At 40.1% G+C, this 26,772-nt stretch carries 23 protein-coding genes; 10 read left to right on the forward strand and 13 right to left on the reverse strand.

Translation table 11 applies throughout. The features are described 5' to 3' along the window. Positions 1 to 24: 24 nt before the first annotated feature. From BUA60_RS07955 to BUA60_RS07990, 8 genes are all read right to left on the reverse strand, one after another. Positions 25 to 2,406, reverse strand: a complete 2,382-nt coding sequence (locus BUA60_RS07955) for an FtsK/SpoIIIE family DNA translocase (protein ID WP_072861221.1) — start codon at positions 2,404 to 2,406, stop codon at positions 25 to 27. A 128-nt stretch (positions 2,407 to 2,534) separates the two neighbouring features. Continuing rightward, positions 2,535 to 2,900, reverse strand: a complete 366-nt coding sequence (locus BUA60_RS07960) for a diacylglycerol kinase (RefSeq protein ID WP_072861222.1) — start codon at positions 2,898 to 2,900, stop codon at positions 2,535 to 2,537. Continuing rightward, the gene (gene tpx, locus BUA60_RS07965) at positions 2,893 to 3,399 is read right to left on the reverse strand and encodes a thiol peroxidase (RefSeq protein WP_072861223.1); all 507 of its coding nucleotides are present in this window, start codon (positions 3,397 to 3,399) and stop codon (positions 2,893 to 2,895) included. The genes BUA60_RS07960 and tpx overlap by 8 nt, the downstream gene beginning before the upstream one ends. A 186-nt stretch (positions 3,400 to 3,585) precedes the next feature. Then, complete coding sequence (locus BUA60_RS07970) at positions 3,586 to 3,843, reverse strand: DUF6952 family protein (protein ID WP_072861224.1); 258 nt, start codon at positions 3,841 to 3,843, stop codon at positions 3,586 to 3,588. Continuing rightward, positions 3,824 to 4,138, reverse strand: a complete 315-nt coding sequence (locus tag BUA60_RS07975; protein ID WP_072861225.1) for a thioredoxin family protein — start codon at positions 4,136 to 4,138, stop codon at positions 3,824 to 3,826. Before BUA60_RS07975 ends, BUA60_RS07970 begins: the two co-directional genes overlap by 20 nt. A 75-nt stretch (positions 4,139 to 4,213) precedes the next feature. Further along, positions 4,214 to 4,858, reverse strand: a complete 645-nt coding sequence (locus BUA60_RS07980; RefSeq protein ID WP_031444036.1) for a peroxiredoxin — start codon at positions 4,856 to 4,858, stop codon at positions 4,214 to 4,216. Between the two features lie 362 nt (positions 4,859 to 5,220). Beyond that, on the reverse strand, positions 5,221 to 6,696 hold the full coding sequence (locus tag BUA60_RS07985; RefSeq protein ID WP_072861226.1) for a Na+/H+ antiporter NhaC family protein: 1,476 nt from the start codon (positions 6,694 to 6,696) through the stop codon (positions 5,221 to 5,223). 61 nt (positions 6,697 to 6,757) lie between these two features. Next, positions 6,758 to 7,978, reverse strand: a complete 1,221-nt coding sequence (locus BUA60_RS07990) for an aminotransferase class I/II-fold pyridoxal phosphate-dependent enzyme (protein ID WP_072861227.1) — start codon at positions 7,976 to 7,978, stop codon at positions 6,758 to 6,760. Positions 7,979 to 8,134: 156 nt separating this feature from the next. On the opposite strand from BUA60_RS07990, the gene BUA60_RS07995 reads away from it, so the two are divergent. Then, positions 8,135 to 8,593, forward strand: a complete 459-nt coding sequence (locus BUA60_RS07995; protein ID WP_072861228.1) for an Lrp/AsnC family transcriptional regulator — start codon at positions 8,135 to 8,137, stop codon at positions 8,591 to 8,593. Between the two features lie 116 nt (positions 8,594 to 8,709). Continuing rightward, a complete protein-coding gene (gene lpdA, locus BUA60_RS08000; RefSeq protein ID WP_072861229.1) occupies positions 8,710 to 10,116 on the forward strand; it encodes a dihydrolipoyl dehydrogenase in 1,407 nt (468 codons plus the stop codon). A gap of 104 nt (positions 10,117 to 10,220) precedes the next feature. On the opposite strand, the gene BUA60_RS08005 is transcribed toward lpdA, so the two are convergent. Both BUA60_RS08005 and BUA60_RS08010 read right to left on the reverse strand, forming a co-directional pair. Then, complete coding sequence (locus tag BUA60_RS08005) at positions 10,221 to 10,448, reverse strand: CDGSH iron-sulfur domain-containing protein (protein ID WP_218587911.1); 228 nt, start codon at positions 10,446 to 10,448, stop codon at positions 10,221 to 10,223. 62 nt (positions 10,449 to 10,510) lie between these two features. Further along, the gene (locus BUA60_RS08010) at positions 10,511 to 11,728 is read right to left on the reverse strand and encodes a heparan-alpha-glucosaminide N-acetyltransferase domain-containing protein (protein WP_245802511.1); all 1,218 of its coding nucleotides are present in this window, start codon (positions 11,726 to 11,728) and stop codon (positions 10,511 to 10,513) included. Between the two features lie 116 nt (positions 11,729 to 11,844). Here BUA60_RS08010 and BUA60_RS08015 point away from each other — a divergent pair, with 116 nt between their 5' ends. The 8 genes from BUA60_RS08015 to BUA60_RS08050 all read left to right on the forward strand — a co-directional run bounded on the left by BUA60_RS08015 (position 11,845) and on the right by BUA60_RS08050 (position 24,131). Beyond that, entirely contained in the window at positions 11,845 to 12,378 is a 534-nt protein-coding gene (locus BUA60_RS08015; protein ID WP_072861232.1) for an NADPH-dependent FMN reductase, read from the forward strand. A gap of 6 nt (positions 12,379 to 12,384) precedes the next feature. Next, a complete protein-coding gene (locus BUA60_RS08020) occupies positions 12,385 to 13,683 on the forward strand; it encodes an anthranilate synthase component I family protein (protein WP_072861233.1) in 1,299 nt (432 codons plus the stop codon). Positions 13,684 to 13,767: 84 nt separating this feature from the next. Beyond that, the gene (locus BUA60_RS08025) at positions 13,768 to 14,613 is read left to right on the forward strand and encodes an alpha/beta hydrolase (RefSeq protein WP_072861234.1); all 846 of its coding nucleotides are present in this window, start codon (positions 13,768 to 13,770) and stop codon (positions 14,611 to 14,613) included. A gap of 32 nt (positions 14,614 to 14,645) precedes the next feature. Further along, a complete protein-coding gene (tilS, locus tag BUA60_RS08030) occupies positions 14,646 to 15,950 on the forward strand; it encodes a tRNA lysidine(34) synthetase TilS (protein WP_072861235.1) in 1,305 nt (434 codons plus the stop codon). Next, complete coding sequence (locus BUA60_RS08035; protein ID WP_072861236.1) at positions 15,950 to 17,932, forward strand: protein-disulfide reductase DsbD family protein; 1,983 nt, start codon at positions 15,950 to 15,952, stop codon at positions 17,930 to 17,932. The genes tilS and BUA60_RS08035 overlap by 1 nt, the downstream gene beginning before the upstream one ends. A 116-nt stretch (positions 17,933 to 18,048) precedes the next feature. Next, positions 18,049 to 19,929 (forward strand): CocE/NonD family hydrolase, encoded by a 1,881-nt coding sequence (locus BUA60_RS08040; protein ID WP_084532537.1) that lies wholly within the window; start codon positions 18,049 to 18,051, stop codon positions 19,927 to 19,929. A 93-nt stretch (positions 19,930 to 20,022) separates the two neighbouring features. Beyond that, on the forward strand, positions 20,023 to 22,419 hold the full coding sequence (locus tag BUA60_RS08045) for a penicillin acylase family protein (protein ID WP_072861237.1): 2,397 nt from the start codon (positions 20,023 to 20,025) through the stop codon (positions 22,417 to 22,419). 176 nt (positions 22,420 to 22,595) lie between these two features. Continuing rightward, complete coding sequence (locus tag BUA60_RS08050) at positions 22,596 to 24,131, forward strand: YifB family Mg chelatase-like AAA ATPase (protein WP_072861238.1); 1,536 nt, start codon at positions 22,596 to 22,598, stop codon at positions 24,129 to 24,131. A 470-nt stretch (positions 24,132 to 24,601) separates the two neighbouring features. Here BUA60_RS08050 and BUA60_RS08055 read toward each other — a convergent pair whose 3' ends face one another. From BUA60_RS08055 to BUA60_RS08065, 3 genes are all read right to left on the reverse strand, one after another. Next, positions 24,602 to 25,000, reverse strand: a complete 399-nt coding sequence (locus BUA60_RS08055; RefSeq protein WP_072861239.1) for an endonuclease domain-containing protein — start codon at positions 24,998 to 25,000, stop codon at positions 24,602 to 24,604. 475 nt (positions 25,001 to 25,475) lie between these two features. Beyond that, positions 25,476 to 25,772 (reverse strand): RNA polymerase alpha subunit C-terminal domain-containing protein, encoded by a 297-nt coding sequence (locus BUA60_RS08060; protein ID WP_072861240.1) that lies wholly within the window; start codon positions 25,770 to 25,772, stop codon positions 25,476 to 25,478. 1 nt (position 25,773) lies between these two features. Next, complete coding sequence (locus BUA60_RS08065; protein ID WP_072861241.1) at positions 25,774 to 26,307, reverse strand: dihydrofolate reductase family protein; 534 nt, start codon at positions 26,305 to 26,307, stop codon at positions 25,774 to 25,776. Positions 26,308 to 26,772 lie beyond the last annotated feature (465 nt).

Here is a 26,772-nt window from a genome sequence, read left to right on the forward strand (position 1 = left end):
TGTTTTAATTTTTAACGGTGCCGCTTATGCACTCTCATTGCTCAATAGTTGGTCTAAGGCATAGATGTCAGGTACAAGCACCTGACGGGCCTTGCTTCCTTCAAAAGGACCAACAATACCTGCCGCTTCCAACTGATCTATAATTCTCCCGGCCCTATTGTATCCCAACTTCAACTTTCGTTGTATCAAGGAGGCCGAACCCTGTTGGGCAATTACAATAACTTCCGCCGCTTCCCTAAACATGGCATCCCTATCGGAAATATTGTAATCAATACTTGTGCCAGAATCATCATTTCCGGAGTATTCCGGAAGTAAATGCGCATCTGGATAAGCCCTCTGCGAGCCAATAAATTCAGTAATCTTAGCAACCTCAGGGGTATCCACAAAGGCACATTGGATTCTGGTAACGTCATTTCCCTGTGTAAACAACATATCCCCACGGCCAATCAATTGATCTGCCCCTTGGGTATCCAAAATAGTCCTTGAATCTATTTTTGAGGTTACCCTAAACGCTATCCTAGCTGGGAAGTTGGCTTTAATAATCCCCGTAATTACGTTAACAGAAGGCCTTTGGGTGGCAATGATCAAATGTATCCCAATAGCCCTGGCCAATTGTGCAAGCCTAGCAATGGGAGTTTCCACTTCCTTACCCGCTGTCATGATAAGATCGGCAAACTCATCTATAACCAACACTATATAAGGTAAGAACATGTGCCCGTCATTAGGGTTCAGTTTCCGAGCCTTAAACTTGGCATTGTATTCCTTTATATTACGAACCATGGCCACCTTTAACAACTCGTAACGATTGTCCATTTCTATACAAAGAGAATTCAAGGTGTTGATTACCTTGTTGTTGTCCGTAATAATGGCCTCTTCAGAATCCGGTAATTTGGCCAGATAATGCCTTTCAATCTTATTGAACAAGGTAAGTTCCACTTTTTTGGGATCTATAAGAACAAACTTTACCTCCGCCGGATGCTTTTTATAGAGTAAAGAGGTCAGTACTGCATTTAGACCAACGGATTTCCCCTGGCCAGTGGCCCCTGCCATCAACAAGTGGGGCATTTTGGCCAAATCTACCACAAAGGTTTCATTGCTAATGGTTTTTCCAAAAGCAATGGGCAACTGCATTTCCGCCTTCTGAAATTTACTTGAGGCGATAACTGATCGCATGGAAACGATAGTGGCATTTTTATTGGGCACTTCTATACCAATGGTTCCCTTTCCGGGTATAGGAGCAATAATCCTAATGCCAAGCGCCGCCAAAGACAGGGCAATATCATCTTCAAGATTTTTTATTTTAGAAATTCGCACCCCGGCATCGGGCACAATCTCGTATAGTGTAACGGTTGGACCAATGGTAGCCTTAATTTGTGCTATACCAATTTTATAGTTCTTTAAGGTATCAACAATTTTATTCTTGTTTTCCTCCAGTTCCTCTTGGTTAATGGTAATACCACCAGTGGCACCATGCTGATCCAAAAGATCCAGTGGCGGAAATTTAAAATTACCCAATTCCAGGGTAGGGTCAAATTCACCAAAATCCTCCACCAGCTTGTCGGAAATATTATTAGACTCCTCTTTCTCCTCCTTTATTTTCTCCACTTCCATGGCGATGGTATCCTCTTCTGGCCCCACCTTTACTTCAAATTCCTCCTCATCGTCCTCTTTTGCCAAAACGGGAATATCTTTTTTATGGGTATAGGTGTCTATTACCACAGGGGCTTCTTCCTTTTCTTCGGTATATAAAATATCGTTCTCCCTGTCACTATCATTGACCTTGGCAGTCCTACCGTTTTTAAATTCGGTAGCCAAAGATTTTCCCTTGTCGTTTAAATAGGCAACCGCTTTATCCGGAGAAAACTGGAACAACCTTACCAAAATCACGATCAAACCAAAAAGCAATAAAAGAAAGACCCCCACTTTTCCTCCATAATCTTGAAGAAAATCGTTCATCTCGTACCCGACCATACCGCCTAGCAATGGTTTGCCTGACGCAAAGAAGCCCAAGGCAATAGAGAACCAGATAATAAATACCAGACCCCATATCCATTTACGAAGCAGTCCTTGTTTCTGCATACTCAAAAACAGGTACAGCCCCGTAATAAACAGTAGAAAGGTAAATATGATGGAAGAAATACCAAATCCTTTATAGAGTACAAAATGACTTACATTGGCGCCGAATTTGTTCAACAAATTCCTGGCCTGTTCATTCCTGTTTGCAAATTCTGTCAGCAAGCTTTGATCGTCTTGCCAGGTAAAATAGAAGGAGACAAAAGAAAAGAACAGCGCAATACTTAAAAGCATTAACAACCCCCCAAAAATAATTTTGTTCTGTTGCGATAATTTTAAGGAAAAGCCTTTTTTATTGGGTGTTGACTTTGGTTTTTTTACCTTTTTTGCCATTAAATCTTAAATTCTGGTGGCTAAATTACAAATTTACTTATGAACTCATCAGAACTTTTCCTATTGAAATAGCAATTTAAGGAAACTCTGAACAAGCCACATAGGGAATAAGGTATACCTAATAGATTTTAAAAGAGTTTGGGAATATAGATGATAAGGCCAATAATGGATGCAGCAATGGATACCAGCATAACCGCACCGGCAGAGATATCCTTTATAAACCCAATTTTTTCATCAAATTCCGGTTGCACAAAATCCGCTATTTTCTCCACAGCCGTGTTTAATCCCTCAATACCAAGGACCAATCCTATAGCCAAAATTTGAAGAATCCATTCCGTGTTGGAAATTTCAAAATAGAATCCAGCAGCAGTCATCACCAAGGTAATAAAAACCTGAATTTTGATACTGGATTCCGTTCTGATCAATAGTAGCGCTCCCTTTAACGCGAAACCTACGCTCTTTATACGATTTACTAAAAAGCTTTCCTTAGGCATCCATCAATACTTCTAAGGCCGCCTTGTAATTGGGTTCTTCAACAGTTTCCGCAACCTGTTCCGTATAAACAACCTTGCCTTCCTCGTCCAATACAACCACTGCTCTGGAATGTAGGGATTTTAAGGGTCCGTCCACAAACTCCAAACCGAAGGCCTTTCCAAAATTCCCGTCCCTAAAATCGGACAACATTTCTACATTTTCCAATCCTTCAGCCCCGCAAAAACGAGCTTGGGCAAATGGAAGATCTTTGGAAACACATAAGACCTTGGTGTTTTCCAATTGGGCAGCTTCCTTATTAAACTGCCTAACAGATTGGGCACATGTGCCCGTGTCTACACTAGGAAAAATATTTAAAACCACTTTAGAACCTTTGTAATCGTCCAACTGTATATTGGACAAATCTCCCTTGGTCAATGAAAATCCAGGGGATTTACTACCAGGTTTAGGTAATGTCCCTATAGTGTTTAAGGGGATTCCTTTAAGCGTTACTGTAGCCATGATTGTATTTTTAAATTTTGCGTGAAAATAAAAAATATATGCTTGATAAATAAGGAATAATTGATAAAAAACAGGGACGGGCTTAGACTTAATTATGCCAGTCTATAATTACAAATACCTCTATCCCATGTAACAAACATAAGGATAAAGGTATCTGCTATTACTGGCAGGTAGATGCTTTTTCAATTACTTGTCTATAGAGCCCACCACCCTTTGCATAAATTCGTTCAAGGCCTCTTTCTGGGGCTTACCTTCCTTAATGGATTTTTGAACCTCCAAGGCTCCGTATAAATTGGAAATCAGTTCACCAATAACATCCAATTCCTCATCTTTTAATGAAGACACTTCGGTAATGGACTCCAAGGTTTCTATGGTTTCCAATACATAATCCTCATCATTTTCAGCTATAAAGCTCGTAAGGTGTTTAATTACTGGTAATTTCACTGATCAATTCTTTTAAAACTTCATACTTATTGGTCTGAACCTGATTCTTGAATTCACCATCGCTAAAAATGGCAAAAGTGGGAAGGTTGTCCACGTTCGCCAGCTTTCTGGATTCAGGAAATTTCTCTGCATCTGCAAGAACAAAGGTAATATCCTCATTAATGGATGCCTCTTTTTTAAATTTGGGCTTCATTATCCTACAGTTGCCACACCAGGTAGCCGAATATTGAACAACCACATTCTTATTTTGATCAATAATCTCTTTCAGATTATCATTTTCCAATTCAACTATCATATATTCTAAATTTAATTTTATAAAAAAGGAGTCAGTGCTTCATGGCATTTGACTCCTTATATTTAATTCTTGAATTTAGTTTGCGTGTGCGGACAAATAATTGGCTACGCCATTTCTATCTGCCGTCATAGCGTCTTTACCTTCTTCCCAGTTGGCAGGACAAACTTCTCCTTTTTGCTGAACATGGGTATAAGCATCGATCAAACGCAGATACTCATTTACATTCCTACCCAAAGGCATATGGTTTATTCCTTCATGGAATACGGTACCTTCCTCATCTATTAAATAAGTGGCTCTGTAAGTTACATTGTCACCATCTACCATAACAACCCCTGTTTCCTCATTGTACTGCTCATTGGTGATATCCAATATGCCCAAAGTAGAGGCCAAGTTTCTGTTGCTATCCGCAAGAATAGGGTAGGTAACCCCTTCAATTCCTCCGTTATCCTTTGCTGTGTTCAACCAAGCAAAATGAACTTCGGCAGTGTCACAAGAAGCTCCGATTACCAATGTGTTTCTTTTTTCAAATTCACCCAAAGCAGCTTGAAAAGCATGTAGTTCCGTTGGACAAACAAAAGTGAAATCTTTTGGGTACCAAAATAGGATAACCTTCTTATTATTTTTTTGAGCTTCCTCCAATACATTCAATTTGAAAGTATCGCCTAAATCATTCATTGCATTAACGCTAAGATTTGGAAATTTTTTACCTACTAAAGTCATATTTATAAAATTTATACAATTAATTTCTGATGTAAAATTACATCTTATTAAAGGGGTTTATGATAATATGGATTTAAAAAACTTATGCCAATATAACAATTGTATATACCTATGCCGATTATAGATTTTACTTGTGAAATTGAAAAAATACACGCCTTAAATTTTCCAATTTCACAATACAAACGGCATAAAAATACCAAGTTGGTTTTTAGCTAAAATAGTGGATCTAAAAAATAATGTGATTTCTTAAAAAAATAACCCATTGGATAGGTAAGGAAAGGTATATAAGCCAGTTATTTGACAAAAGCCAACCTATTTTTCCGCATTGGAGAATTCCGATAAAAAATATGAGCTGAAGTTTATTACCCGGCTATCTTTGATGTCTTTAGCTGTCTAATCTTTATGTGCAAGGCCGCAAAGAAAAGTGTCGTAAATGGACTTAACCAATTGAATATGGCGTATACAAAATATTCCGCTACACCAACTCCCAATACGCCCGACTGATAAGCCCCACAGGTATTCCAAGGAATCAAAACCGAAGTTACCGTTCCTGAATCTTCCAATGTCCTACTCAAATTTTCCGGGGCCAAGCCCTTATCTTGAAAGGCCTTTTTAAACATTTTTCCCGGGATTACAATTGCCAAGTACTGATCACTGGCTATAGCATTTAGCCCTATACAGCTCATTACGGTACTGGCAAACAAACCAAATACGGAACTTGCAATGGACAATAACGATTTTGTAATGCGGGCCAAGGCTCCAATGCCATCCATAATACCACCAAACACCATAGCGCAGCATATAAGCAATATGGTCCATATCATACCTTTCATGCCTCCGGCACTGAACAGGTCGTTCAACTTTTCGTTTTCCGTAACTATAGCGGTATCGGTAAAAATTGAGTTAAAAATTGCCGTGACATTGGAATCCGATAAGGTCTTTAATACCTCTGTCTGAAAAAACAAGGCAAATACCCCTGCCAAGGCTACCCCGGAACCAAGGGCTATCAATGGTTTGGTTTTAAAAAGTATTAGCGCAATGACCACCCCGGGCACAATAAACAAATACGGATTTATATTAAAAGTATCGTTGATAGTGACCAAGAGTGCACTAACATCCGCACTCCCTGAAGTCTCTATGTTAAAACTAATGATGGTAAAGATCCCTAAAGTGATCAAAATGGTAGGAACAGTGGTAATGGTCATATACTTTATATGGGTAAACAAATCTGTCCCCGCCATGGCCGGAGCCAAGTTGGTCGTATCGCTTAAAGGGGACATTTTATCTCCAAAATAAGCGCCGGAAATTACAGCACCGGCAATCATACCTGGATAAATGCCCAAGGCCGTCCCTATACCAACAAGTGCAATTCCTACGGTGGCGGAGGTAGTCCATGAGCTACCTGTAGCCACAGAAATAATTGCGGCTATTACAACCGACGCCGGTAAAAAAATGGAGGGATTCAAAACTTGCAGGCCATAATAGACCATGGCGGGGATAACACCGCTCACCAACCAAGTACCCGCCAAGGCCCCCACCAAAAACAAAATCATTATTGGAACAAGAACACTTTTTAGATTCTCCAAGACTTCGAGTGCCATAGTTTTTATGGTAGTCTTATTAAAGAGCCCAACAATAGCACTAATGGCACCTCCCAATAACAAAATAATCTGATTGGAATATTCCCCAAACCACTCTCCGTCCGCATAGAAGATATTATAGGCCAACATCATCATCAAAAGGACTACCGGGATAAGGGCTTCCCAGAGATTTAATTCCTTGTTTTCTACAATATGTTCATTTTCGGGTCCAGCGGGGTTGGTACTCAGGTTCTGCATTTAGAAGCTATTAGTTTCTTCGTAATATTACGATTTTGATAACTCTTCTGCAAACCCAATTTTACACCTTTACGCTTTCAGGCCTTAAAATATCCAATTGGATCAAGCAGTCCTTCATGGCCGTATAGGTTCTATCTATATGGTCATCCAAGCCTATTGAAAATCTAATCAAACCATCGGTGAGTCCCATCTGCAACTGCTCTTCCAACGGAATTTCCGAAGAGGTAGATGTTCCCGGAGCACTAAATAAGGTTTTATAAAAGCCCAAACTAACCGCTAAATAGCCCAAATGTTTCTTTTGCATTAACTCCATCAAGGCATTGGCCTTCTCCAGAGACCCCACATCCAAAGTCATTAGCCCACCAAAACCATATTCCATATTGTATTGTTTTTTCATCACCTTGTGGCCCGCATGCGATTTTAATCCAGGATATACTACCCGCAATCCGTCCTTTTCAAAATTTTTGGCCAGGTACATCGCGTTTTCGCTATGTTTCTTCATCCTTATATGTAGTGTCCTCATATTCTTCAATATGGAAGATGCCCTTAAACTATCCAAAGTACTGCCCAATAACATACCAGCTCCGTTATTTACATCCTTGAGGCCCAAACAAAAATCTTTAGTCCCACAAACCACCCCGGCCACGCAATCACTGGTGCCGTTTATAAATTTTGTTAAACTATGGATAACAATATCGGCTCCTAATTTCGCCGGGGAGATGGAAAGGGGCGAAAAAGTGTTGTCGACCACCAAGGGGATGTTATTTTTTTTAGCAAGTTTGGAAAGTGTCTCTATATCGGCCACTTCCAATAATGGATTACTGACCGACTCACAATAGAGCATTTTAGTTTTTGGGGTTATGGCCATAGCCACGGCGTCCAAATTAGTGGTGTCCACAAAGGAAATCCCAATATTGAATTTCTTTAAAAAATTCTTCATGAGTGCGTAAGTACCTCCATAGATGGTCCTACTACTAACAATATGGTCGCCAGCATTGCACAACTGTAAAATTACGGCGCTTATTGCTCCCATACCGCTTGCTGTAACATTGGCGGTTTCCGTTCCTTCCAAAGCGGCCAGGGCTTCTCCCAAATAAAGATTGGAAGGGGAGGAGTGTCTACTGTAAAGATAGCAGCCTTCGGTATTACCTTCAAAAGTATCGAACATGGTTTTTGCCGATAAAAAAGTATAGGTAGAGGAGTCCGATATGGAGGGATTAACACCCCCATATTCTCCAAAATATTGTAAATCCTGTAAATTATCAGCTGCTTTAAAGTCCATAATATCATATTTAATTTACTATAAAATTAAAGTTATTACAACATTAAATCAACAATAATCAATAATATTAGATTATAAAACTATATTTTTACATATATATAGTTTATTTTTATATCAGTTAACCGATTTAAGGTAGACTATAGAAAATATGTCAGTATGAAGTTTGATGAAATCGACATTAAATTGTTGGGACTGTTACAAAATGACAGTAAAAGGACTACCAAGGAATATGCCCTGCAGCTAAATCTGTCCGTCACCGCAGTGTACGAGCGTATAAAAAGGCTGGAAAAACTGGGTGTAATAACCAATTATGTGGCCTTGGTAGACAAAAAGAAGGTAAACAAAGCCTTTACGGTATTGTGCCATGTTAAATTGGTACAACATATTAAGGAGTATGTACTCCAATTTGAACGGGAGGTACTTAAATTAAATGAGGTTGCGGAATGTTATCATACCAGTGGAGATTATGATTATATCCTTAAAATATATGTGGCGGACATGGAGGAGTATAGGGAGTTCATGATTACCAAACTTACCGCCATAAACCACATTGGAAGTACCCAAAGCTCCTTTGTCATCAATGAAGTAAAAAGTACCACGGAAGTATTTATTTAACAAAAACAGTCCATAATACGTTAATATCCCATCTAATATGAATGTTGCCCAACAATAAAACATTCGTATTTTTGTATTCACATTAATGAAACTAATCTTTTCAATACAATAATAATATGACCCAATACGATGTAGCCATTATAGGCTCAGGTCCTGGTGGATATGTTGCAGCAATCCGTTGTGCCCAGTTAGGAATGAAGACTGCGATAATAGAAAAATATTCAACTTTGGGCGGCACATGCCTTAATGTAGGATGTATTCCTTCCAAAGCTTTACTGGACTCATCCCACCATTACGAGGATGCAGTAAAGCATTTTGAAGATCACGGAATTGAAATTCCTGGGGAAATCAAGATCAACCTGGAGAAAATGATCGGTAGGAAACAAGCAGTGGTAGATCAGACCTGCGCAGGGGTAAAGTTCCTTATGGACAAGAACAAAATTGAGGTTTATGAAGGTGTAGGGAGTTTTAAGGATGCGACCCACATCAATATAAAAAAGAACGATGGCAAAACAGAGACCATTGAGGCAAAAAACATAATTATTGCTACGGGATCCAAGCCATCCACCTTGCCGTTTATCAAATTGGATAAAGAGCGAGTTATTACTTCTACAGAAGCCCTAAAACTTAAGGAAATACCCAAACACCTTATTGTTATTGGAGGTGGCGTAATAGGATTGGAATTGGGACAGGTCTACAAAAGATTAGGGGCAGAGGTTACGGTAATCGAATATATGGACCGTATTATTCCTGGAATGGATGGGGCACTTTCAAAAGAATTGTTGAAAGTAATGAAGAAGCAAAAGGTAAAATTTAATCTATCGCATAAAGTTAAGTCGGTAGAGGTCAAAGGCAAGGAAGTAATTGTTAAGGCAGAGGATAAAAAAGGGGAAGAGATAAATTTTAAAGGAGACTATTGTTTGGTTTCTGTAGGAAGAAGGCCTTATACCGATGGATTGAATATTGAGGCTTCCGGTGTTAAACTGGAAAAGAACGGTACCATAGCCGTAAATGAGCACTTACAGACCAATGTGCCTAACATTTATGCCCTGGGTGATGTGGTAAGGGGAGCCATGTTGGCACATAAGGCCGAAGAGGAAGGAACTTTCGTAGCCGAAATATTGGCGGGACAAAAACCACATATAGACTATAACCTAATTCCAGGTGTAGTATATACCTGGCCTGAAGTTGCAGCGGTAGGAAAAACCGAAGAGGAACTTAAGGAGGCCGGAGTAGCCTATAAGGTAGGTCAGTTTCCTATGCGCGCCTTGGGGCGGGCTAGGGCCAGTATGGATTTGGATGGTTTTGTCAAGATATTGGCAGATAAAGAGACCGATGAAGTTTTGGGAGTACATATGATTGGAGCAAGAATGGCCGATTTAATTGCCGAGGCGGTTACCGCAATGGAATTTAGGGCATCCGCCGAGGATATCTCCAGAATGAGCCATGCACACCCAACCTTTGCTGAGGCTGTAAAAGAAGCTGCTTTGGCAGCAACCGATAATAGAGCCCTACATGTTTAGATAACTATAACAAGTGGTAAAACAAGAGCCCCGTTAGTTAATGTCTAACGGGGCTCTTGTTTTATATTGACTCCCAAAATATGGCCCAGAGGGATAAATTGTATTTACAACTTATGGGTACCGTCACAGTACGGTGGGTTTTTGGTAAGTTTACAGGTACACAAATGGGCCCTTTTATCCTCTTCAACTTCAAAAATTAATGGGGGTGTGGCATTTTCGGCCTTGTGGGAACCATCGCAAAAAGGTTGAACGCTGCTATGGCTACAAGTACACCACTTATATTTTTTATCCTTCTCCAATTCCACCGCGACCGGTGAAAATTTATTATTCATCTCGCTCATCTATTTTTTTGTACGAAAATAAGCGAAACTCAATTAGTAAAAAGATAGAACAACTAATTTTTTACCATTCTAAATAAGCGTACCAAAGTTAGCTTGGATTTTAGCACGAACGCCTTTAACAAGGGCTGACCCTCCTCGTTTAACCAGGCCTCTCCCTTTTCCTGTACCAACTTAACAGCTGTAGACAATTGCAGTTTTATATAAACTTTGTTCCTTTCATATTGTAACGCCAAAATCGTAGTTGTCAGCATAAAGGTCAGAGCTCCGGGGATTACGAATGAAGGGGACAAACTGTGGTTCAAGAAATAATATAGTCCCAAACCTGTGAAACTTCCGTACAAAATAATATAATGGATAACATAGATAGATAAGGTACTTTGCCCTATCTTAAGTACGCTACTATTGCTCATAAATTTTCTAAACAATATAAATATGGCAAATACCAAGGAGACATCCCCCAGACGTATAAACAGATAATTATTAAAATAAACTTTGGAAAACACCAGCATTCCGGTCCAGTTATACAGCTTTAAAAAGAAGCCAGAGGAGTAAAACATAAGACCAAAGCCAACAATGGCAAAACTGGCTATGGCAGCAGGGTATAAATATTTAAAATTCTTGAATCTATTGAACAGCACGGACATAAAAGCTCCAATAGAAGCATACCCGAACCATGGTATTATTGTGAAAACCGATCCATTGGCCTTGGTAAGATAATTGGCTATCATCTCTGGCAAATAATGATGGGCGTATTGTTTATAATTGGGTTCCAGTACAAATAAAACTAGGGTAGTGGCCAATAAAACTCCTGGGAACAAATATTTATGCCTAGAGATGGTAAGAAGATAAATACCAATAATCCCCAAAATAGAAAGACCGATACAGTGCAGAACATCTACCAAATAAAAGGAACCATAAATCTGACCCTTTAACAATCCAAAAAAGTTCAATCTAAGCAAATAGCCTATCACCAATAACTGCAAGCCCCTTTTAATTCCTTTTTTTACCCTTGGGTTATTAAACCCAATCTCATTCCCTTTAATCAGTAAATAAGTAAAAATAAACCCGGAAACTGTAAAAAAGACCGGTGCCGTAACTCCCCTAAAATATTTCCAAACAGAATAAACGGTATTGGAATTATCCCTAAATGCATTGTCCAGCAATCCATCCACGAAATGTCCCTGTAACATCATAAGGATGGCCCATGCCCTCATAGCATCAATAAAATACAATCTCAGGTTGTTATTCCCCATATTAACTTTTATGTACATCCTATATACTTGTAAAACAGTGGCTTTGGATGTTTTCGCGTGCAAAATTATGCAATTTCCTCGCAATTCAATCTATTTTACGGTATTTTCGTTGTGCAAACATTTAAATAATCAAGATGTCCCGTATACTGGCCTTTGCCGGAAGTAATTCCAGCACCTCCATCAATTATAAATTAGTACAATTTACCACCTCCCTAATTAAGGATCATGAGGTTGACCTTATTAATATGGTCGCTTATAACTTTCCTGTCTTTAGTGAGGACTTGGAAAGGGAAAAGGGATATTCCGATTTATTGAAAGGACTAAAAGATAAGATAGTCCAGGCCAATGCCCTAATTATTTCTGTAAATGAACACAATAGCAATCCTTCCGCTTATTTCAAGAACGTGTTGGATTGGTTGTCCCGAGTGGACAGGAATTTCTTGGCGGACGCAAAGATTTTGTTAATGTCCTGTTCGGGAGGCAGAAGGGGGGGCATAGGATCCTTAGAGGTAGTCAAGGGAATGCTCCCTCGCTTTGGCGGCGAAATAATAGCTACCTTTTCTTTACCATCCTTTAATCATACCTTTGACAAGGCGAAGGGCATAACAGAACCTGAGCTTGCCGAAGACCATAAAAAAGCTTTGGAAATATTCTTATCACAAATTTAAAAGTCTTTGCGAAAAAAGGTTTCATTTACAGTTCCGGACATTGTAAGTTTTAAGCAATCCCTGCTACATTGGTCCCAGCAATATTATGAGGTTGTTTGGCTGGACAGCAACGGGCACAGGAGCAAGTATAGCTCCTTTGACGGCATGTTGGCGGTGGATGCACTTACGTCTGTGGTAACCGATACCACTAATGCATTTGAGGATTTAAGCAACTACCAAAAAAATACCAAGGATTGGATTTTTGGATACCTTTCCTATGACCTAAAAAATGATACGGAACTACTTTCCTCTTCCAATGCCGATAGCTTAAACTTTCCTGAACTGTTTTTCTTTCAGCCCAAAAAATTAATAGAAATAAAAGAGACAACCGTTTCCTTCCATTACCTTAATATGGTGGCGGATGAAATTGAAGAAGATTTCAAAAATATCCTTGAGGCAACTAGGCCTTTTCCTACAGAATTAGAAAATCAATCGGATATCAGGATCAAACTTAGAATATTCAAGGATGAATATTTTAGTCGTGTAAATAAAATGCTGAACCATATCCATAGAGGGGATATCTATGAAGCCAACTTCTGTCAGGAATTTTATGCCGAGAACACTGAAATAGACGCTTTAAAGACTTATCTAAAACTAAATTCCATAACCAGGGCACCTTTTTCGGCCTTTTTAAAAATAAACGATAAATACCTTTTATCCTCTTCCCCTGAGCGGTACATTAAAAAACTGGGGGACAAAGTCATATCCCAGCCAATTAAGGGTACCGCAAAACGATCATTGGACAGCATAGAGGACCAATTATTGGTAACAGCCCTGGAAAAGGACGAAAAGGAAAGGGCAGAAAATATTATGATTGTAGATTTGGTAAGGAACGATCTATCCAAAAGTGCGCTAAAGGGTTCTGTAAAGGTTGAAGAACTGTGTAAGGTATATTCCTTTGATCAGGTACACCAAATGATCTCCACTGTAACAGCGGAAGTTTCAAGCACCAAAAATCCAGTGGATATTATCAAGGAAACGTTTCCCATGGGAAGTATGACCGGAGCCCCAAAAGTGTCTGCCATGAGGATAATAGAGGAGCTGGAAGCTTCAAAAAGAGGGCTCTATTCCGGGACAGTGGGTTACTTTTCCCCTGAAAACGATTTCGATTTTAACGTAGTCATCCGAAGCATTCTATATAACAAAACGGCCCAATATGTCTCTTTTTCCGTGGGGAGTGCCATTACGGCCAAGGCAATTCCAGAGAAGGAATATGAGGAATGCCTGCTTAAGGCCAAGGCCATGAGACAGGTACTTGAAAATTAATAGGTCATTTGGTTATCATCAATTTTCAATCTACCTTAAGCGTTTATAAATTTAGGTATACCCAATACTCTATATGTAAACACTATGGATGTAAGAATGCTTGATCTTCAATATAAGAACATCCCCATTAATGCATGGTATGCCAGACCCAAGATTGTTAGAGGGGCCATTGTTCTTGTCCACGGATTTGGGGAGCATTCCGGCCGCTACATGGACGTGGTGACCCCAAGACTTTTGGAGGAAAATTTGGCCGTTTTTTCTTATGATAATATTGGCCATGGAAAATCTGGCGGTAAACGTGGACATTGCCCAAGTTATACCGTCTTATTGGAATTATTGGACAACATTATTGCAAAGGCAAAATTGCTAAACCCCAACAAGCCTATATTTCTATACGGACATAGTATGGGGGGAAATTTGGTATTGAATTACAACCTAAGGATAAAATCAAATTTGGCCGGAATCATAGCTACAAGTCCATATCTAAAATTAGCCTTCCAACCTCCAAAATGGAAAATGATTATGGGCAAATTTATGCTGAAAATACTCCCTTCCATTACAATGTCTTCTGGCCTGAATCCACAACATATTTCCAGAATAGACCAAGAGGTAGAAAAATACATTGCAGACCCATTGGTTCATGACAGGGTAAGCCCCATGTATTCCTTTCCCATAATGGAAGCAGGGGAGTGGGCACTACAAAACGCCAACAGACTAAATACCAAAACCCTATTGTTGCACGGCACTGGAGATAAAATTATAGATTACAGGGCAACCGAAAAATTACATAAAAACTCCAAGGTTACCGAACTACATTTAATTGAAGGCGGCTATCACGAATTGCACAAGGATGTGGGAAGTAAAAACACTTTGGATATAATCGGCATTTGGTTAAGGAACAGCTTGGATCTCTTCTATAGCCAAAAGTAGTTGCTATCATTTTTCTTATGTAAATTAGCCGTGTGTTAGAAAATTTTAGGAATCACATAGACCTTTACTTTCCCCATCTAAAAGAAGGTAAATTTCTATTGGCCTGTAGTGGTGGTTTGGACAGTGTTGTACTGGCACATTTATGCGCTTCCTATAAGTTGGATTTCTCTTTGGCGCATTGCAACTTTAAATTGCGGGGCGAGGAAAGTGACAAGGATGAAGATCTTGTCAGGACATTGGGCAAGGAATTGGGCAAGGAGATTTTTGTGACCAGTTTTGACACCCATGGTTATATGGCCCAACACAAAACCAATTTGCAAATTGCCGCACGGGAACTCCGGTATAATTGGTTTTCTCAAATAATGGAAAATCACCATATTAAAACCCTGGTTACGGCCCATCACGCAGATGACAGTTTGGAAACCTTCATTATCAACTTGTCCAGGGGAACAGGTATTGAAGGGCTCAGCGGAATACCGTCGCTCACCAATACCATCTCCAGACCCTTATTGCAATTTTCCAGAACCGAAATCAAAAAATATGCGGAAGCCAATGCCATCCACTGGAGGGAGGATGCCAGTAATGAAAACACCAAATATTTAAGAAATAACATAAGGCACAATATTATTCCCAAGCTAAAGGAACTCAACCCCCATTTTTTGGAGAATTTTTTAAAGACCCAAGAATATCTTGGGCAGACCCAAGAAATATTACATCACCATATAACCCAATTAAAAAAACAACTTTTTTCAAAAGAGGAAATGGTAGAAAAGGTAAAAGTAGCCTCCCTTTTGGCTCTTAAGCCAACCACAACATATCTTTTTCATTTCTTTAAGGAGTACGGGTTTACGCAATGGGATGACATTTACGGCTTACTAAGCGCCAATAGTGGCAAAGAGGTGCATTCCAACACCCATAGATTACTGAAGGATAGGGATTTTTTGTTACTAAAACCCATAGTCCAAAAGAATACCAAGGCTTTTTATATTGAAGAGGACCAAGAGTCGGTCTCAGAACCTATAGACTTAAAATTCAGTAATGTTAAAGCCATTGGGGAGACCAGTCCGAACATAATTTATGTAGATAAAGAAACGTTAAAGTACCCATTAACAGTCCGTAAATGCCAAAAAGGGGATTATTTTTACCCGCTTGGAATGTCGGGCAAGAAAAAAATATCCAAATTTTTCAAGGACGCGAAGATGGATGTTTTTGCCAAAGAAAACCAATGGTTGTTATGCTCTGGCGATAATATTGTCTGGATAATTGGAAAACGGGCAGACGAGCGTTTTAAAATAACGGATAGGACTAAAGAAATTTTAAAGATCATTTTAGAATAATGAAGCATATATTGGGATTGATTTTAATGGTGTTCAGTTTTTCCCTGGGGTTTACCCAGTCGGATAACAACCCCGCCATATGGACCTATGAAGCAGAAAAAATATCGGATACCGAGTACAATCTGATCTTTAGGGCCGATATACATGAGGGCTGGCATATATATTCACAATTTACGGATGAAAATGGCTCCTTGCCCAGTGAATTTACATTTCAAAAAGCTGGAGAGGACTATGAATTGGTAGGAACCACAACAGAAAGCGAAACCCTTACGGAATACTCGGATATTTTTGAGGTAGATGAAACGTTCTTCAAGGAAAAGGCTGTCTTTACCCAAAAAATTAAATTATTAAATCCGGAGGTAAACCAAATTACGGTTGATTTGTTCTATCAAATATGTAAGGAAGTCTGTATCCCAAAGGATGAAATATTCCATATTTCCTTGACCGGTGAGGAACTGGTTATTGCGGAACAGACTGTGGACCAGCGCAGTCTGGATATGAGCGCTGCGTTACTATTGGACCTAAAGAACAAGGAACTGTTGGTTAACGGGGATAAAAATGCCGTGAACGAAAAATCGGGTCTGTGGACCATTTTTGTTTTAGGCTTTTTGGGCGGCTTAATTGCGCTTCTAACTCCCTGCGTTTTTCCAATGATTCCATTAACAGTATCCTTTTTTACCAAACAGGGGGCCAATAGATCCAAAGGCATCGCAAATGCCCTACTTTATGGCTTCTTTATAGTATTGATTTATTTTCTTTTGAGTTTACCCTTTCATTTGTTCGATTCCGTGGATTCACAGATATTGAATACCATTGCCACCAATGTTTGGTTAAACCTGTTTTTCTTTCTCATTTTTATATTTTTTGCCTTCTCCTTTTTCGGATATTATGAATTGACGCTGCCTAGCTCCTGGGCCAATAAAATGGACTCGGCCTCTTCCAAGGTGGGAGGCGCTTTTGGAATCTTCTTTATGGCCGTTACCTTGGCCATAGTATCCTTTTCCTGTACAGGTCCTATTTTAGGAGGATTGTTGGGCAGTACTGCTTTGGCCGAAGGGGATGTTGCTACCAACCTATCCATGGGGATGATCGGTTTTGGAGTGGCCCTGGCCTTGCCTTTTGGTCTTTTCGCCCTGTTCCCCACCTGGCTTAATTCCCTACCCAAATCAGGGGGATGGATGACCACCGTAAAAGTGACCCTCGGGTTCTTGGAATTGGTATTGGCTTTTAAATTTCTTTCCAATGCCGATTTAGTGGGGAACTGGGGAATCTTTAAAAGGGAAATTTTCTTGGGGATTTGGATATTGCTGTTTGTCTTGCTTTCCCTTTACTTATTTGGGATATTTAGATTTCCGCACGACGGACCAAAACAACGATTGTCTGTCGGAAGAAAGGTTACCGCTGTCCTAAGCACCGCATTTGCCATATACCTAGTACTGGGACTGACAAAAACAACGGATTTAAAGTTATTGAGCGGTTTTCCGCCACCCCATTTCTATAGCATTTTTGAAACAGAAAGTGATTGTCCTTTAGGGATAGATTGTTTCAAAGATTTTGACAAAGGTATTGCCCATGCCAAACAGCTAAACAAACCTGTATTGTTGGATTTTACAGGCTGGGCCTGTGTAAATTGTAGAAAAATGGAAGAAACGGTCTGGAGCGAGCCAGATATCTATCCTATCCTCAAGGAGGAATACGTTTTAATATCGCTCTACATAGATGACCGAAAGGAACTACCTGCCGAAGAACAGTTCGATTTTAAATACGAATCCGGACGCGTAAAAAAAATCAATACCGTGGGTGAAAAATGGGGTACTTTCCAGACGTTGAACTTTAATGCCGCCTCGCAACCATACTATGTAATAATGTCCCCTGATCTGGAAATTTTGAACACAGCTGTGCAATATACAGATCGGGATACTTATAAGGAGTGGTTAAAAAAAGGGGTGAGTAATTTTAAGGAATTGGGCCAGTTAAAATAGGCCAAAATATATGACGTCTTAGAGATGTATTTTTCTAATACATATTTTAATGGGAAAACATTTCTAGTAACTAGGTTTAATATTCTACATATACAGTAAAAGCAAATTCCAACGCTATGAACAAAATTTTAATCCTCTTATCGGCCATCGTCTTGGTATCCTGTGGAAGAACGGGAATACAGACCACCACCAACAAAACCAATACCGGAGTAGTCGACACCTACAACCCCAGGGATTTCTACAACAAGAAAGAGGTCGTTATTCCTATGCGCGATGGGATAAAACTACATACCACCATCTATTCCCCCAAGGATACTTCCAAAAAATATCCCATTCTCATTTCAAGAACACCATATAGTTCCAGACCTTATGGATCCAACGAATACAAAGCCTTGATTTCTCCCAATAGAAAAATGATGAAGGAGGGAAATATCGTAGTATACCAAGATGTTAGGGGCAGGTGGAACAGCGAAGGTGTCTATGACAATATGAGGGCTTATATTCCCAATAAAAAGGATGGGGAAGTAGATGAGGCCTCGGACACTTATGATACCATAGAATGGCTTATAAACAATGTTGAAAACCACAATGGCAATGTTGGGATCTGGGGAATTTCCTATCCAGGATTTTATGCTACCTATTCCTTATTGGATGCCCACCCAGCGCTCAAGGCCGTTTCTCCACAAGCCCCGATCGGGGATTTCTTTTTTGACGATTTTCATCATAACGGCGCCTATTTATTGAGTTATTGGAGAGCTACTGCCGTATTTGGTTATATGAAAGACCAACCTACCACCGAAGAATGGTATTCTTTTCCCGAACTAGGCACGGAAGACCAATACCAGTTTTTTTTGGATGCCGGTCCATTGTCCAACTTGGACAAATATTACAAAGAGGACAATGTTTTTTGGCAGCAATTAAAGGAACACCCCAATTATGATGAATTTTGGCAGGAACGTGGCATAATCCAACATTTGGAAAATATTAAACCGGCAGTGATGACCGTAGGAGGTTGGTTTGATGCCGAAGACCTTTATGGTCCTCTCAATACCTATGGGCATATAGAAAGGAACAGCTCCAACTATAATACTCTTGTCATGGGGCCTTGGAGTCACGGCGATTGGTCCAAGGAAACAAAACGCCAAGCCATTGGCAATGTCTATTTTGGGGATGATATCTCAAAATTCTATCAGGAAAACATCGAAACACGATTTTTCAATCACTTTTTAAAAGGAGAGGGAAAGACCACCAATTTACCAGAGGCCTATGTTTATGATACAGGTACCAAGGAATGGAAGACTTTTGATACCTGGCCTCCCCAGAACACCTCCAAGGAAACCTATTCCTTACAACGCAATGAACGTTTGGGACAGATTGCAACTAGGGAATACTCCTTTCAGGAATTTATAAGCGACCCAAAAAAACCTGTCCCTTATTCCGAAGATATAAAAATGGTGTTTACCCCCCGTAAATTCATGACCGATGATCAGCGTTTTGCTGCCCGTAGACCCGATGTTTTAATTTTTGAAACCGAACCCTTGGAAACTCCACTTACCTTTGCCGGTGATATTACGGCGAAGCTTAACGTTTCCACCACTGGCACGGACGCGGATTGGATTGTTAAGGTCATAGATGTATACCCCCCGGACCACAAGGACTACGAGGAGACCCAGGCCTATTTAAAAATGGGCAACTATCATCAAATGGTTCGTAGTGAGGTAATGCGAGGCCGTTTTAGAAATGATTTTTCAAAACCCGAGCCTTTTGTTCCTGAAGAGGTAACTCAAGTTAACATACAGCTTCAGGACGTTTTCCATACGTTTAAGAAGGGCCACAAAATTCAGGTACAGGTACAAAGTACAATGTTTCCCTATATAGATATTAATCCCCAAACCTATGTAGAAAATATTTTTCAAGCCAAACCACAGGACTTTCAAAAACAAACACACCGTGTATACAACACTTCTTTAATAGAATTTACCGTCCTAAAACCTTGACATAATTATCGCTTTATAGAAAAAAAAAAGTACTCTTAGGAGTACTTTTATTATATCCTGAATTGCCCTACCTTTAATCTAAAATGCATAAGTGTGAAAGTATTTAAGAAGCTGCTCTGGATAGTTTTGGGTATTGTCGCAATAATGGCTCTGAGTAGTGCCATTTATGTGTACACCCATACCCCGGAATATGTCGGCAACATTGAAATAGATAAATTAACTAAGAAGGTAGAAGTTTACTTTGACACCTATGGCGTACCCCATATCTATGGCGAAAAAGAAGAGGATGCCCTAAGAGCACTGGGTTATGTCCATGCCCAGGATAGATTATGGCAAATGGAGTTGCTTCGTAGGATATCAATAGGGGAACTTTCCGAGGTTTTTGGTGAGGATATGATTAAGACGGACAAATTCTTTCTGTCCTTGGGAATAGATGATGCCTCGCAAAAAACGGTGGAGAATGTTTCCAAAGATAGCCCTATGGTCGTGCTTAGCCAGGCATATTTGGATGGGATCAATCAATTCATAGCAGAAGGGCCAACTCCCATTGAATTTCATCTTACTGGTTTGGAAAAAACTCCTTTTACACTTAAGGACATCTATAATACTGTTGGATATATGGCCTTTAGTTTTGCGATGGCCCATAAAACTGACCCCTTACTAACGAACATTAAGAACCAATTGGGGCCAGCCTATCTAGCCGATTTGGAGATAGGTGTTGATCCCAAAAGTACTTTGATCAAAAACTATAAACCCAGCATTCGGGATTCCATCAAAAATGATATTGCTAGTTTGGTTTCAGGAGTGTTGAAAGATTTTCCTGTGCCTCAGTTCGAAGGGAGCAATAGTTGGGTAATAGCGCCCGGTAAGACCAAAAACGGCAAGGTTATTTTGGCCAATGATCCCCATATTGGTTTTGCACAACCCTCAGTGTGGTATGAAGCCCATGTAAATGCCCCCAACTATGAAAAATACGGTTATCATCTTGCTGGGGTACCTTTTCCTTTATTGGGACATGACCGCAAATTGGCCTACGGACTTACCATGTTCGAAAACGATGATATAGATTTTTACTATGAGGAGGAGAAACCAAATGACAGCAGCTTTTACAAAACCAGTGCGGGGTGGAAAAAATATGAACTGGTCACCAAAACCATAAAGGTGAAAGGGGAGGACGACCTTAGTTTTACCTTTAAGAAAACCCATCATGGTCCCATTCTCAATGGAATTGCCGATCAGGTAATGGATCAGCGCCCAATAGCCATGTCCTGGATCTACACCAAATTGGAAAATAAGGTAATGGATGCCCTTTATGGCATGTCTCACGCCCAAAATTTATCGGAATTCAAAAAAGCCCTGCCATATATTCATGCCCCAGGCCTAAATATTATGTACGGCGATGCAGTAGGCAATGTGGGATGGTTTGCTACAGCTAAACTGTACCAAATGCCGGATAGCACCGATACTAAATTTATTCTGGAGGGAAACACGGGAAAGGATGAACCCATTCGATATTTGGACTTTTCCGAAAACCCCATGGCCATTAATCCCTCATGGAACTATGTATACTCTGCCAATAATCCGCCGGATTCCATCAACGGAAAGTTTTACCCTGGATATTACTTGCCAGAGAATAGGGCTAAAAGGATAGTAGCCTTGTTGGAACCTAAAAATGACTGGGATAGGGAAGCTGTTCAGCAAATGTTATTGGACGCTACCTCCGGTGTAAATGCCAAAGTGGTCACCAATTTGGCCAAAAGCATGGAAGTAAAGGAAATGACGGAGGCCCAGATCAGCGTTTTGGACAAAATGAATATTTGGGACGGGAACAATCAACTACAACAAATAGAACCTACCGTTTATCACCGCTGGATCTATTTCTTACTAAAAAACACCTTCGAGGACGAATTGGGCACCCAGATGTTCCAACAAATGCTGGATACCCATTTCCACAAACGGCTTATAGCTCCAATGGCCTCAAAAGATGATTCGGTTTGGTGGGATGATGTAAACACCCCGGATAGTGTTGAAACAAAAAATGTAATGGTAAACCTCTCGTTCAGACAAGCATTTCAGTCGTTGGAGGAAGATTTAGGCAGAGACCCCAACAAATGGACCTGGAATAAGGTACATACTCTGGAACATGGGCATCCTATAGGACAGATCAAGGCATTAAGATCATTTTTTAATGTTGGACCTTTCTCTGTTTCAGGAACAAGGGAGGTAATCAACAATATGTATTTCAAATATGACGACACCGGTTTATACCCGGCAACTTCCGGACCCTCTACAAGGCGGGTTATAGATTTTTCCGATATTGAGAATAGCGTTAGCATACTTCCAACTGGTCAGTCCGGGAATCCTTTCAGTGAGCATTATGAAGATCAGGCCGAAATGTACAATCAGGGCAAATTTCGAAAAATGATGATGAACAAGGAGGAGATTATCAAAACGCAGAAATCGATGTTGGTATTTGAACCTAAAAAATAAGCTGTCAACGACAGTGGCCAAATTAATGTAGAATATTAAGCCATAATGTCAATCTGGCCATTGAGTATTAATTCCAACCTTATTTTTGAAAAAGCTGCCAAAACCCTATAAATTAGCCTATTACCAACACCCGAAAATTTATTTTATTTGTTTACATTTAGACAAATAACAAGTAAATGCTTACAAAAGTTTATGGCAGTGCGGTTTTTGGGGTAGAGGCTACCACCATCACGGTTGAAGTAAATATCGACAAAGGCATTGGATACCATTTAGTAGGTCTGCCCGATAATGCCATAAAGGAGAGCAATTACCGTATAGCGGCTGCATTACAGAACAATGGCTACAAAATACCCGGCAAAAAAATCACCATCAATATGGCACCCGCCGATCTTCGCAAAGAAGGTTCTGCCTATGACCTTACCCTGGCCTTGGGTATCTTGGCCGCCTCCAATCAGATTAAATCGGAATCCATAGAGAAGTATATCATTATGGGCGAGCTTTCACTGGACGGGAGTTTGCAGCCCATAAAGGGAGCCTTGCCCATTGCCATTAAAGCCAAGGAAGAGGGATTTAAAGGGTTTATTTTACCCAATGAAAATGCAAGGGAAGCCGCTATAGTAGACGAACTGGAAGTGTACGGGATAGACAATATAAAAGAGGTGATGGACTTCTTTGATAAGGGTACCCCCTTGGAACAGACGATAATAGACACCCAAGAAGAATTTTACAAAAACCTTGATTTCCCTGAATTCGATTTTTCCGATGTAAAGGGGCAAGAGAGCATAAAACGCTGTATGGAAATTGCCGCTGCGGGCGGACATAACATTATCCTGATAGGTCCACCAGGTGCGGGTAAGACCATGTTGGCCAAACGCCTGCCTTCCATTTTGCCGCCCATGACCTTGCACGAAGCTTTGGAGACCACCAAAATTCACTCCGTGGTAGGGAAGATCAAGAATATGGGCCTTATGAACCAAAGACCCTTTCGTAGCCCACATCACACTATTTCGGATGTCGCCCTTGTCGGCGGCGGAGCCTATCCCCAACCCGGGGAAATATCATTGAGCCATAATGGTGTCCTATTTTTGGACGAACTGCCCGAGTTTAAACGGGGCGTACTGGAAGTGATGCGCCAACCCTTGGAAGACAGGGAAGTAACCATTTCCAGGGCACGGTTTACCGTAACCTATCCCAGCAGTTTTATGTTGGTAGCCAGCATGAATCCAAGTCCCGGGGGATATTTTAACGATCCCGATGCTCCGGTGACCTCTTCCCCAGCTGAGATGCAACGTTATTTAAGCAAGATTTCAGGACCCCTGTTAGATCGAATCGACATACACATAGAAGTAACACCAGTGCCGTTTGAAAAGCTGTCAGAGGAACGCAAAGGGGAGGGTAGCGTTGAAATACGGAAGCGGGTTACGGCCGCTAGGGAAATACAGACCCAACGATTTGCGGACATGGAGAACGTACATTACAATGCCCAGATGAATACCAAACAAATACGGAAATATTGCATCATGGACGACGCCTCTAAGGAATTGCTGAAAAATGCTATGGAGCGCTTAAACTTATCGGCCAGGGCCTATGACCGTATTTTGAAGGTAGCAAGAACCATCGCCGATCTGGAAAATGCCGCTGACGTCAGTGGAAGTCACATTGGCGAAGCCATTCAGTACCGCAGTCTAGACCGTGAGGGATGGTTGGGGTAATACCGTAAGGAAAACACAATGGTAAGCCCATGCTGAATAATTATGACTGACATACTTGCCAAAATTGTATTTGAGCACGAGCCTTCCTGACGCGAGGTAGGCGTGACGGTTACACCAGCGAGGGTTATAAGGTATAATTTTTCTCATCAGATTACCCACCCCTAAATCCCCTCCAAGGAGGGGAGGATTCATGAATATGGTTTGGCTTAGTTGAAATCAAGGCTGTAAACAAAATTAGGCTGATTTCACCTAGGGGGTATATACTTAAAGCTAGAACCAATTTAATAATTGAGTTTTACGAATCCAAGTAAGTTTTTAGGTGGAACTATAAGAAGACAAAAGCAAAAGGCAATGCTACTTGACATTTACCTGTGGCTCGGGAAAACTGGTTATGGCCGAGGTGAATTAGCATGGGCATGGAGACTATAGATAGATAGATAGATAGATAGGCAGATTCACTTCGTCATATGTTATTTTTTCCCCTCTTGGGAGGGGCTAGGGGTGGGTTTTATAATCAAAATCATTTTTTTAATCTCTTCCAATACCCAGCTCAAATTGTTCTGCACATCCAAATCACTAAATCTAATTACACATACCCCTAAATATTCCAGACGATTCTGACGAATGGTAGCTTTTTCCTGCTGCCCTTCTATAAAGTGAACGGAACCATCCACCTCCAGGGCAAGTCGAAGTTCTTTACAATAGAAGTCCACTATGTAATTATCGATAGGTATTTGCCGACTAAACCTAACTCCCAGTTTTTTGTTTTTTAATTCGCGCCATAAGGCTATTTCACCCATAGTCATGTTGTTGCGAAGTTTTTTCGCAAAAGGAACTAGATCTGGGTTATAAGGTATAATTTTTCTCATCAGTTTACCCACCCCTCAATCCCCTCCAAGGAGGGGAGGATTCTTGAATATTGTTAGGCTTTGGATAAGTTGAAATCAAGGCTTTAAACAAAATAAGGCCGATTTAACCTAGGGCTTATTCCATAAATGCCACAACCAAGTTAATAATTGAGTTTTACGAATCCAAGTAATTTCTTTAACAGGACACAAAAGCGATGCTTGCACCAACAGGGGCAGAATTACAAAGAATTGTATTAGGACACGAGCCTGCCCTAAACATAAAAACCAACTGGGGCGCGCCTGCCTGACGGCGAGATAAGATATACCCACAATTTTAAGCCTAATGCATATAGGTAACGAATAGATTTACATGTGTTTCTCGGGTCGCAGAATATTTAATTCAGGTGAAGCTGATTAAAACTAAATTATTACGAGCGTGACGCTCGCACTAGCGGGGGGCTGTTAATTCTACACATGGTTGTATGGTCGGCTTTTTTTATTCCTTTTGTTTAAACGTTAATCCCTCACTTTCAAGAGCTTTTTTAAATTTAGGCAATGATGTTTTTCCTATTCCGTGCAAGTTTAAAATTTCCTTTTCTGTATAGGTGGATAACTTTTGAACAGTGTCAATTCCGTGATAAAGCAATGTGTTTCTTGCAGGGTTACTTAACAATGCTAAAAACCCTGAAGGAGGTTCTTTTAGCTTCTCGCAATTAGGGCAGGTTGGACAATCTGTACTTTTGTAGAATATGTGTCCATACTTACAAGTTCTTTTTGTCTTTTTGGTAGCCATACTATTTTTTTCGCTTGTAGTACAATTGTGTTAAACCTGTATCAAATGACTTTGCACTCACAAACTCAAGTTGCTGTTCGGGTCTACAGTCCCTGAATAACCTTGTACCGTTACCAACCAAAATCGGTATAATTGAAATGATGAATTCGTCTATGAGGTCGTGTTGTAAAAGTTCATGTATAATTTCTGCTCCACCATCACAATAAATGTTTAACCCATCTTTCGATTTAAGTTGTTGAACTAGTTCCGTCAAGTTGCCTGTATAAAAGGTAGTTCTGCCGATTTGTGGTCTTTCAGTTCTTGTAATTACATAAACATCGCGTTGTCCATTGTCGTAATGAGTAGAACCTATCTCTTTAAGCACATAGTCGTAGGTCTTTCTCCCAAGAATTATAGTGTCAATACTAGCTGTGAATTCTGAATAACCGTAGTCTTCACCTTCTTTTTCAACTAATTTCAAAAAGCTTAGGTCGTCATTTGGTTTTGCAATGTATCCGTCTAAACTTGTAGCTATGAAAAGAGATATTTTTCTCATTGCTTAATTTTTACTTATATGTTTTGTGTTATCGTGTCGTTCTATTGGCTGTTCGTTAAGGCACATAGCTAAAGCTTATTGCCCGCCCGAACGTGCCGTTCGGTAAGGGCGGGTTTAGTTTTATTTTTTCTTGTCCAAAGCTAAATCCATAAGATTTAGCGACATTATAAATATACACAGACCTTTCGATTGAGCCCGAAACCCGTATTGTTTATAGGCTGTGTTAGCTGTAGTTTTTTACTAGAACAAACGCGACCAACATAGACCAAAACAATAAAATTATAAATATTGCAATTACCGCTTGAAAGCGACTTTTATGTCCAATACTTGTGTTTATTGAAGGGTTGCTTTTTAAAGCAAAGACGTTAATAGTATTCCCTACTTTGTATTTTTCACTTTCAGCATACTTAATTTCTTTGTGTTTAGAAATGCAATTATAACTTGAGTTATTTAACAGGAAAGAAC

Source organism: Arenibacter palladensis (genome assembly GCF_900129275.1).
GTDB classification, from domain to species: domain Bacteria; phylum Bacteroidota; class Bacteroidia; order Flavobacteriales; family Flavobacteriaceae; genus Arenibacter; species Arenibacter palladensis.

Excerpts from the sequence above, each read along its gene's own strand:
- BUA60_RS07955 (WP_072861221.1), bottom strand. The coding sequence starts at position 2,406 with ATGGCAAAAAAGGTAAAAAAACCAAAGTCAACACCCAATAAAAAAGGC.
- BUA60_RS07960 (WP_072861222.1), bottom strand. The coding sequence starts at position 2,900 with ATGCCTAAGGAAAGCTTTTTAGTAAATCGTATAAAGAGCGTAGGTTTC.
- tpx (WP_072861223.1), bottom strand. The coding sequence starts at position 3,399 with ATGGCTACAGTAACGCTTAAAGGAATCCCCTTAAACACTATAGGGACA.
- BUA60_RS07975 (WP_072861225.1), bottom strand. The coding sequence starts at position 4,138 with ATGATAGTTGAATTGGAAAATGATAATCTGAAAGAGATTATTGATCAA.
- BUA60_RS07980 (WP_031444036.1), bottom strand. The coding sequence starts at position 4,858 with ATGACTTTAGTAGGTAAAAAATTTCCAAATCTTAGCGTTAATGCAATG.
- BUA60_RS07985 (WP_072861226.1), bottom strand. The coding sequence starts at position 6,696 with ATGCAGAACCTGAGTACCAACCCCGCTGGACCCGAAAATGAACATATT.
- BUA60_RS07990 (WP_072861227.1), bottom strand. The coding sequence starts at position 7,978 with ATGGACTTTAAAGCAGCTGATAATTTACAGGATTTACAATATTTTGGA.
- BUA60_RS07995 (WP_072861228.1), top strand. The coding sequence starts at position 8,135 with ATGAAGTTTGATGAAATCGACATTAAATTGTTGGGACTGTTACAAAAT.
- lpdA (WP_072861229.1), top strand. The coding sequence starts at position 8,710 with ATGACCCAATACGATGTAGCCATTATAGGCTCAGGTCCTGGTGGATAT.
- BUA60_RS08005 (WP_218587911.1), bottom strand. The coding sequence starts at position 10,448 with ATGAATAATAAATTTTCACCGGTCGCGGTGGAATTGGAGAAGGATAAA.
- BUA60_RS08010 (WP_245802511.1), bottom strand. The coding sequence starts at position 11,728 with ATGTACATAAAAGTTAATATGGGGAATAACAACCTGAGATTGTATTTT.
- BUA60_RS08015 (WP_072861232.1), top strand. The coding sequence starts at position 11,845 with ATGTCCCGTATACTGGCCTTTGCCGGAAGTAATTCCAGCACCTCCATC.
- BUA60_RS08025 (WP_072861234.1), top strand. The coding sequence starts at position 13,768 with ATGGATGTAAGAATGCTTGATCTTCAATATAAGAACATCCCCATTAAT.
- BUA60_RS08035 (WP_072861236.1), top strand. The coding sequence starts at position 15,950 with ATGAAGCATATATTGGGATTGATTTTAATGGTGTTCAGTTTTTCCCTG.
- BUA60_RS08040 (WP_084532537.1), top strand. The coding sequence starts at position 18,049 with ATGAACAAAATTTTAATCCTCTTATCGGCCATCGTCTTGGTATCCTGT.
- BUA60_RS08050 (WP_072861238.1), top strand. The coding sequence starts at position 22,596 with ATGCTTACAAAAGTTTATGGCAGTGCGGTTTTTGGGGTAGAGGCTACC.
- BUA60_RS08055 (WP_072861239.1), bottom strand. The coding sequence starts at position 25,000 with ATGAGAAAAATTATACCTTATAACCCAGATCTAGTTCCTTTTGCGAAA.
- BUA60_RS08060 (WP_072861240.1), bottom strand. The coding sequence starts at position 25,772 with ATGGCTACCAAAAAGACAAAAAGAACTTGTAAGTATGGACACATATTC.
- BUA60_RS08065 (WP_072861241.1), bottom strand. The coding sequence starts at position 26,307 with ATGAGAAAAATATCTCTTTTCATAGCTACAAGTTTAGACGGATACATT.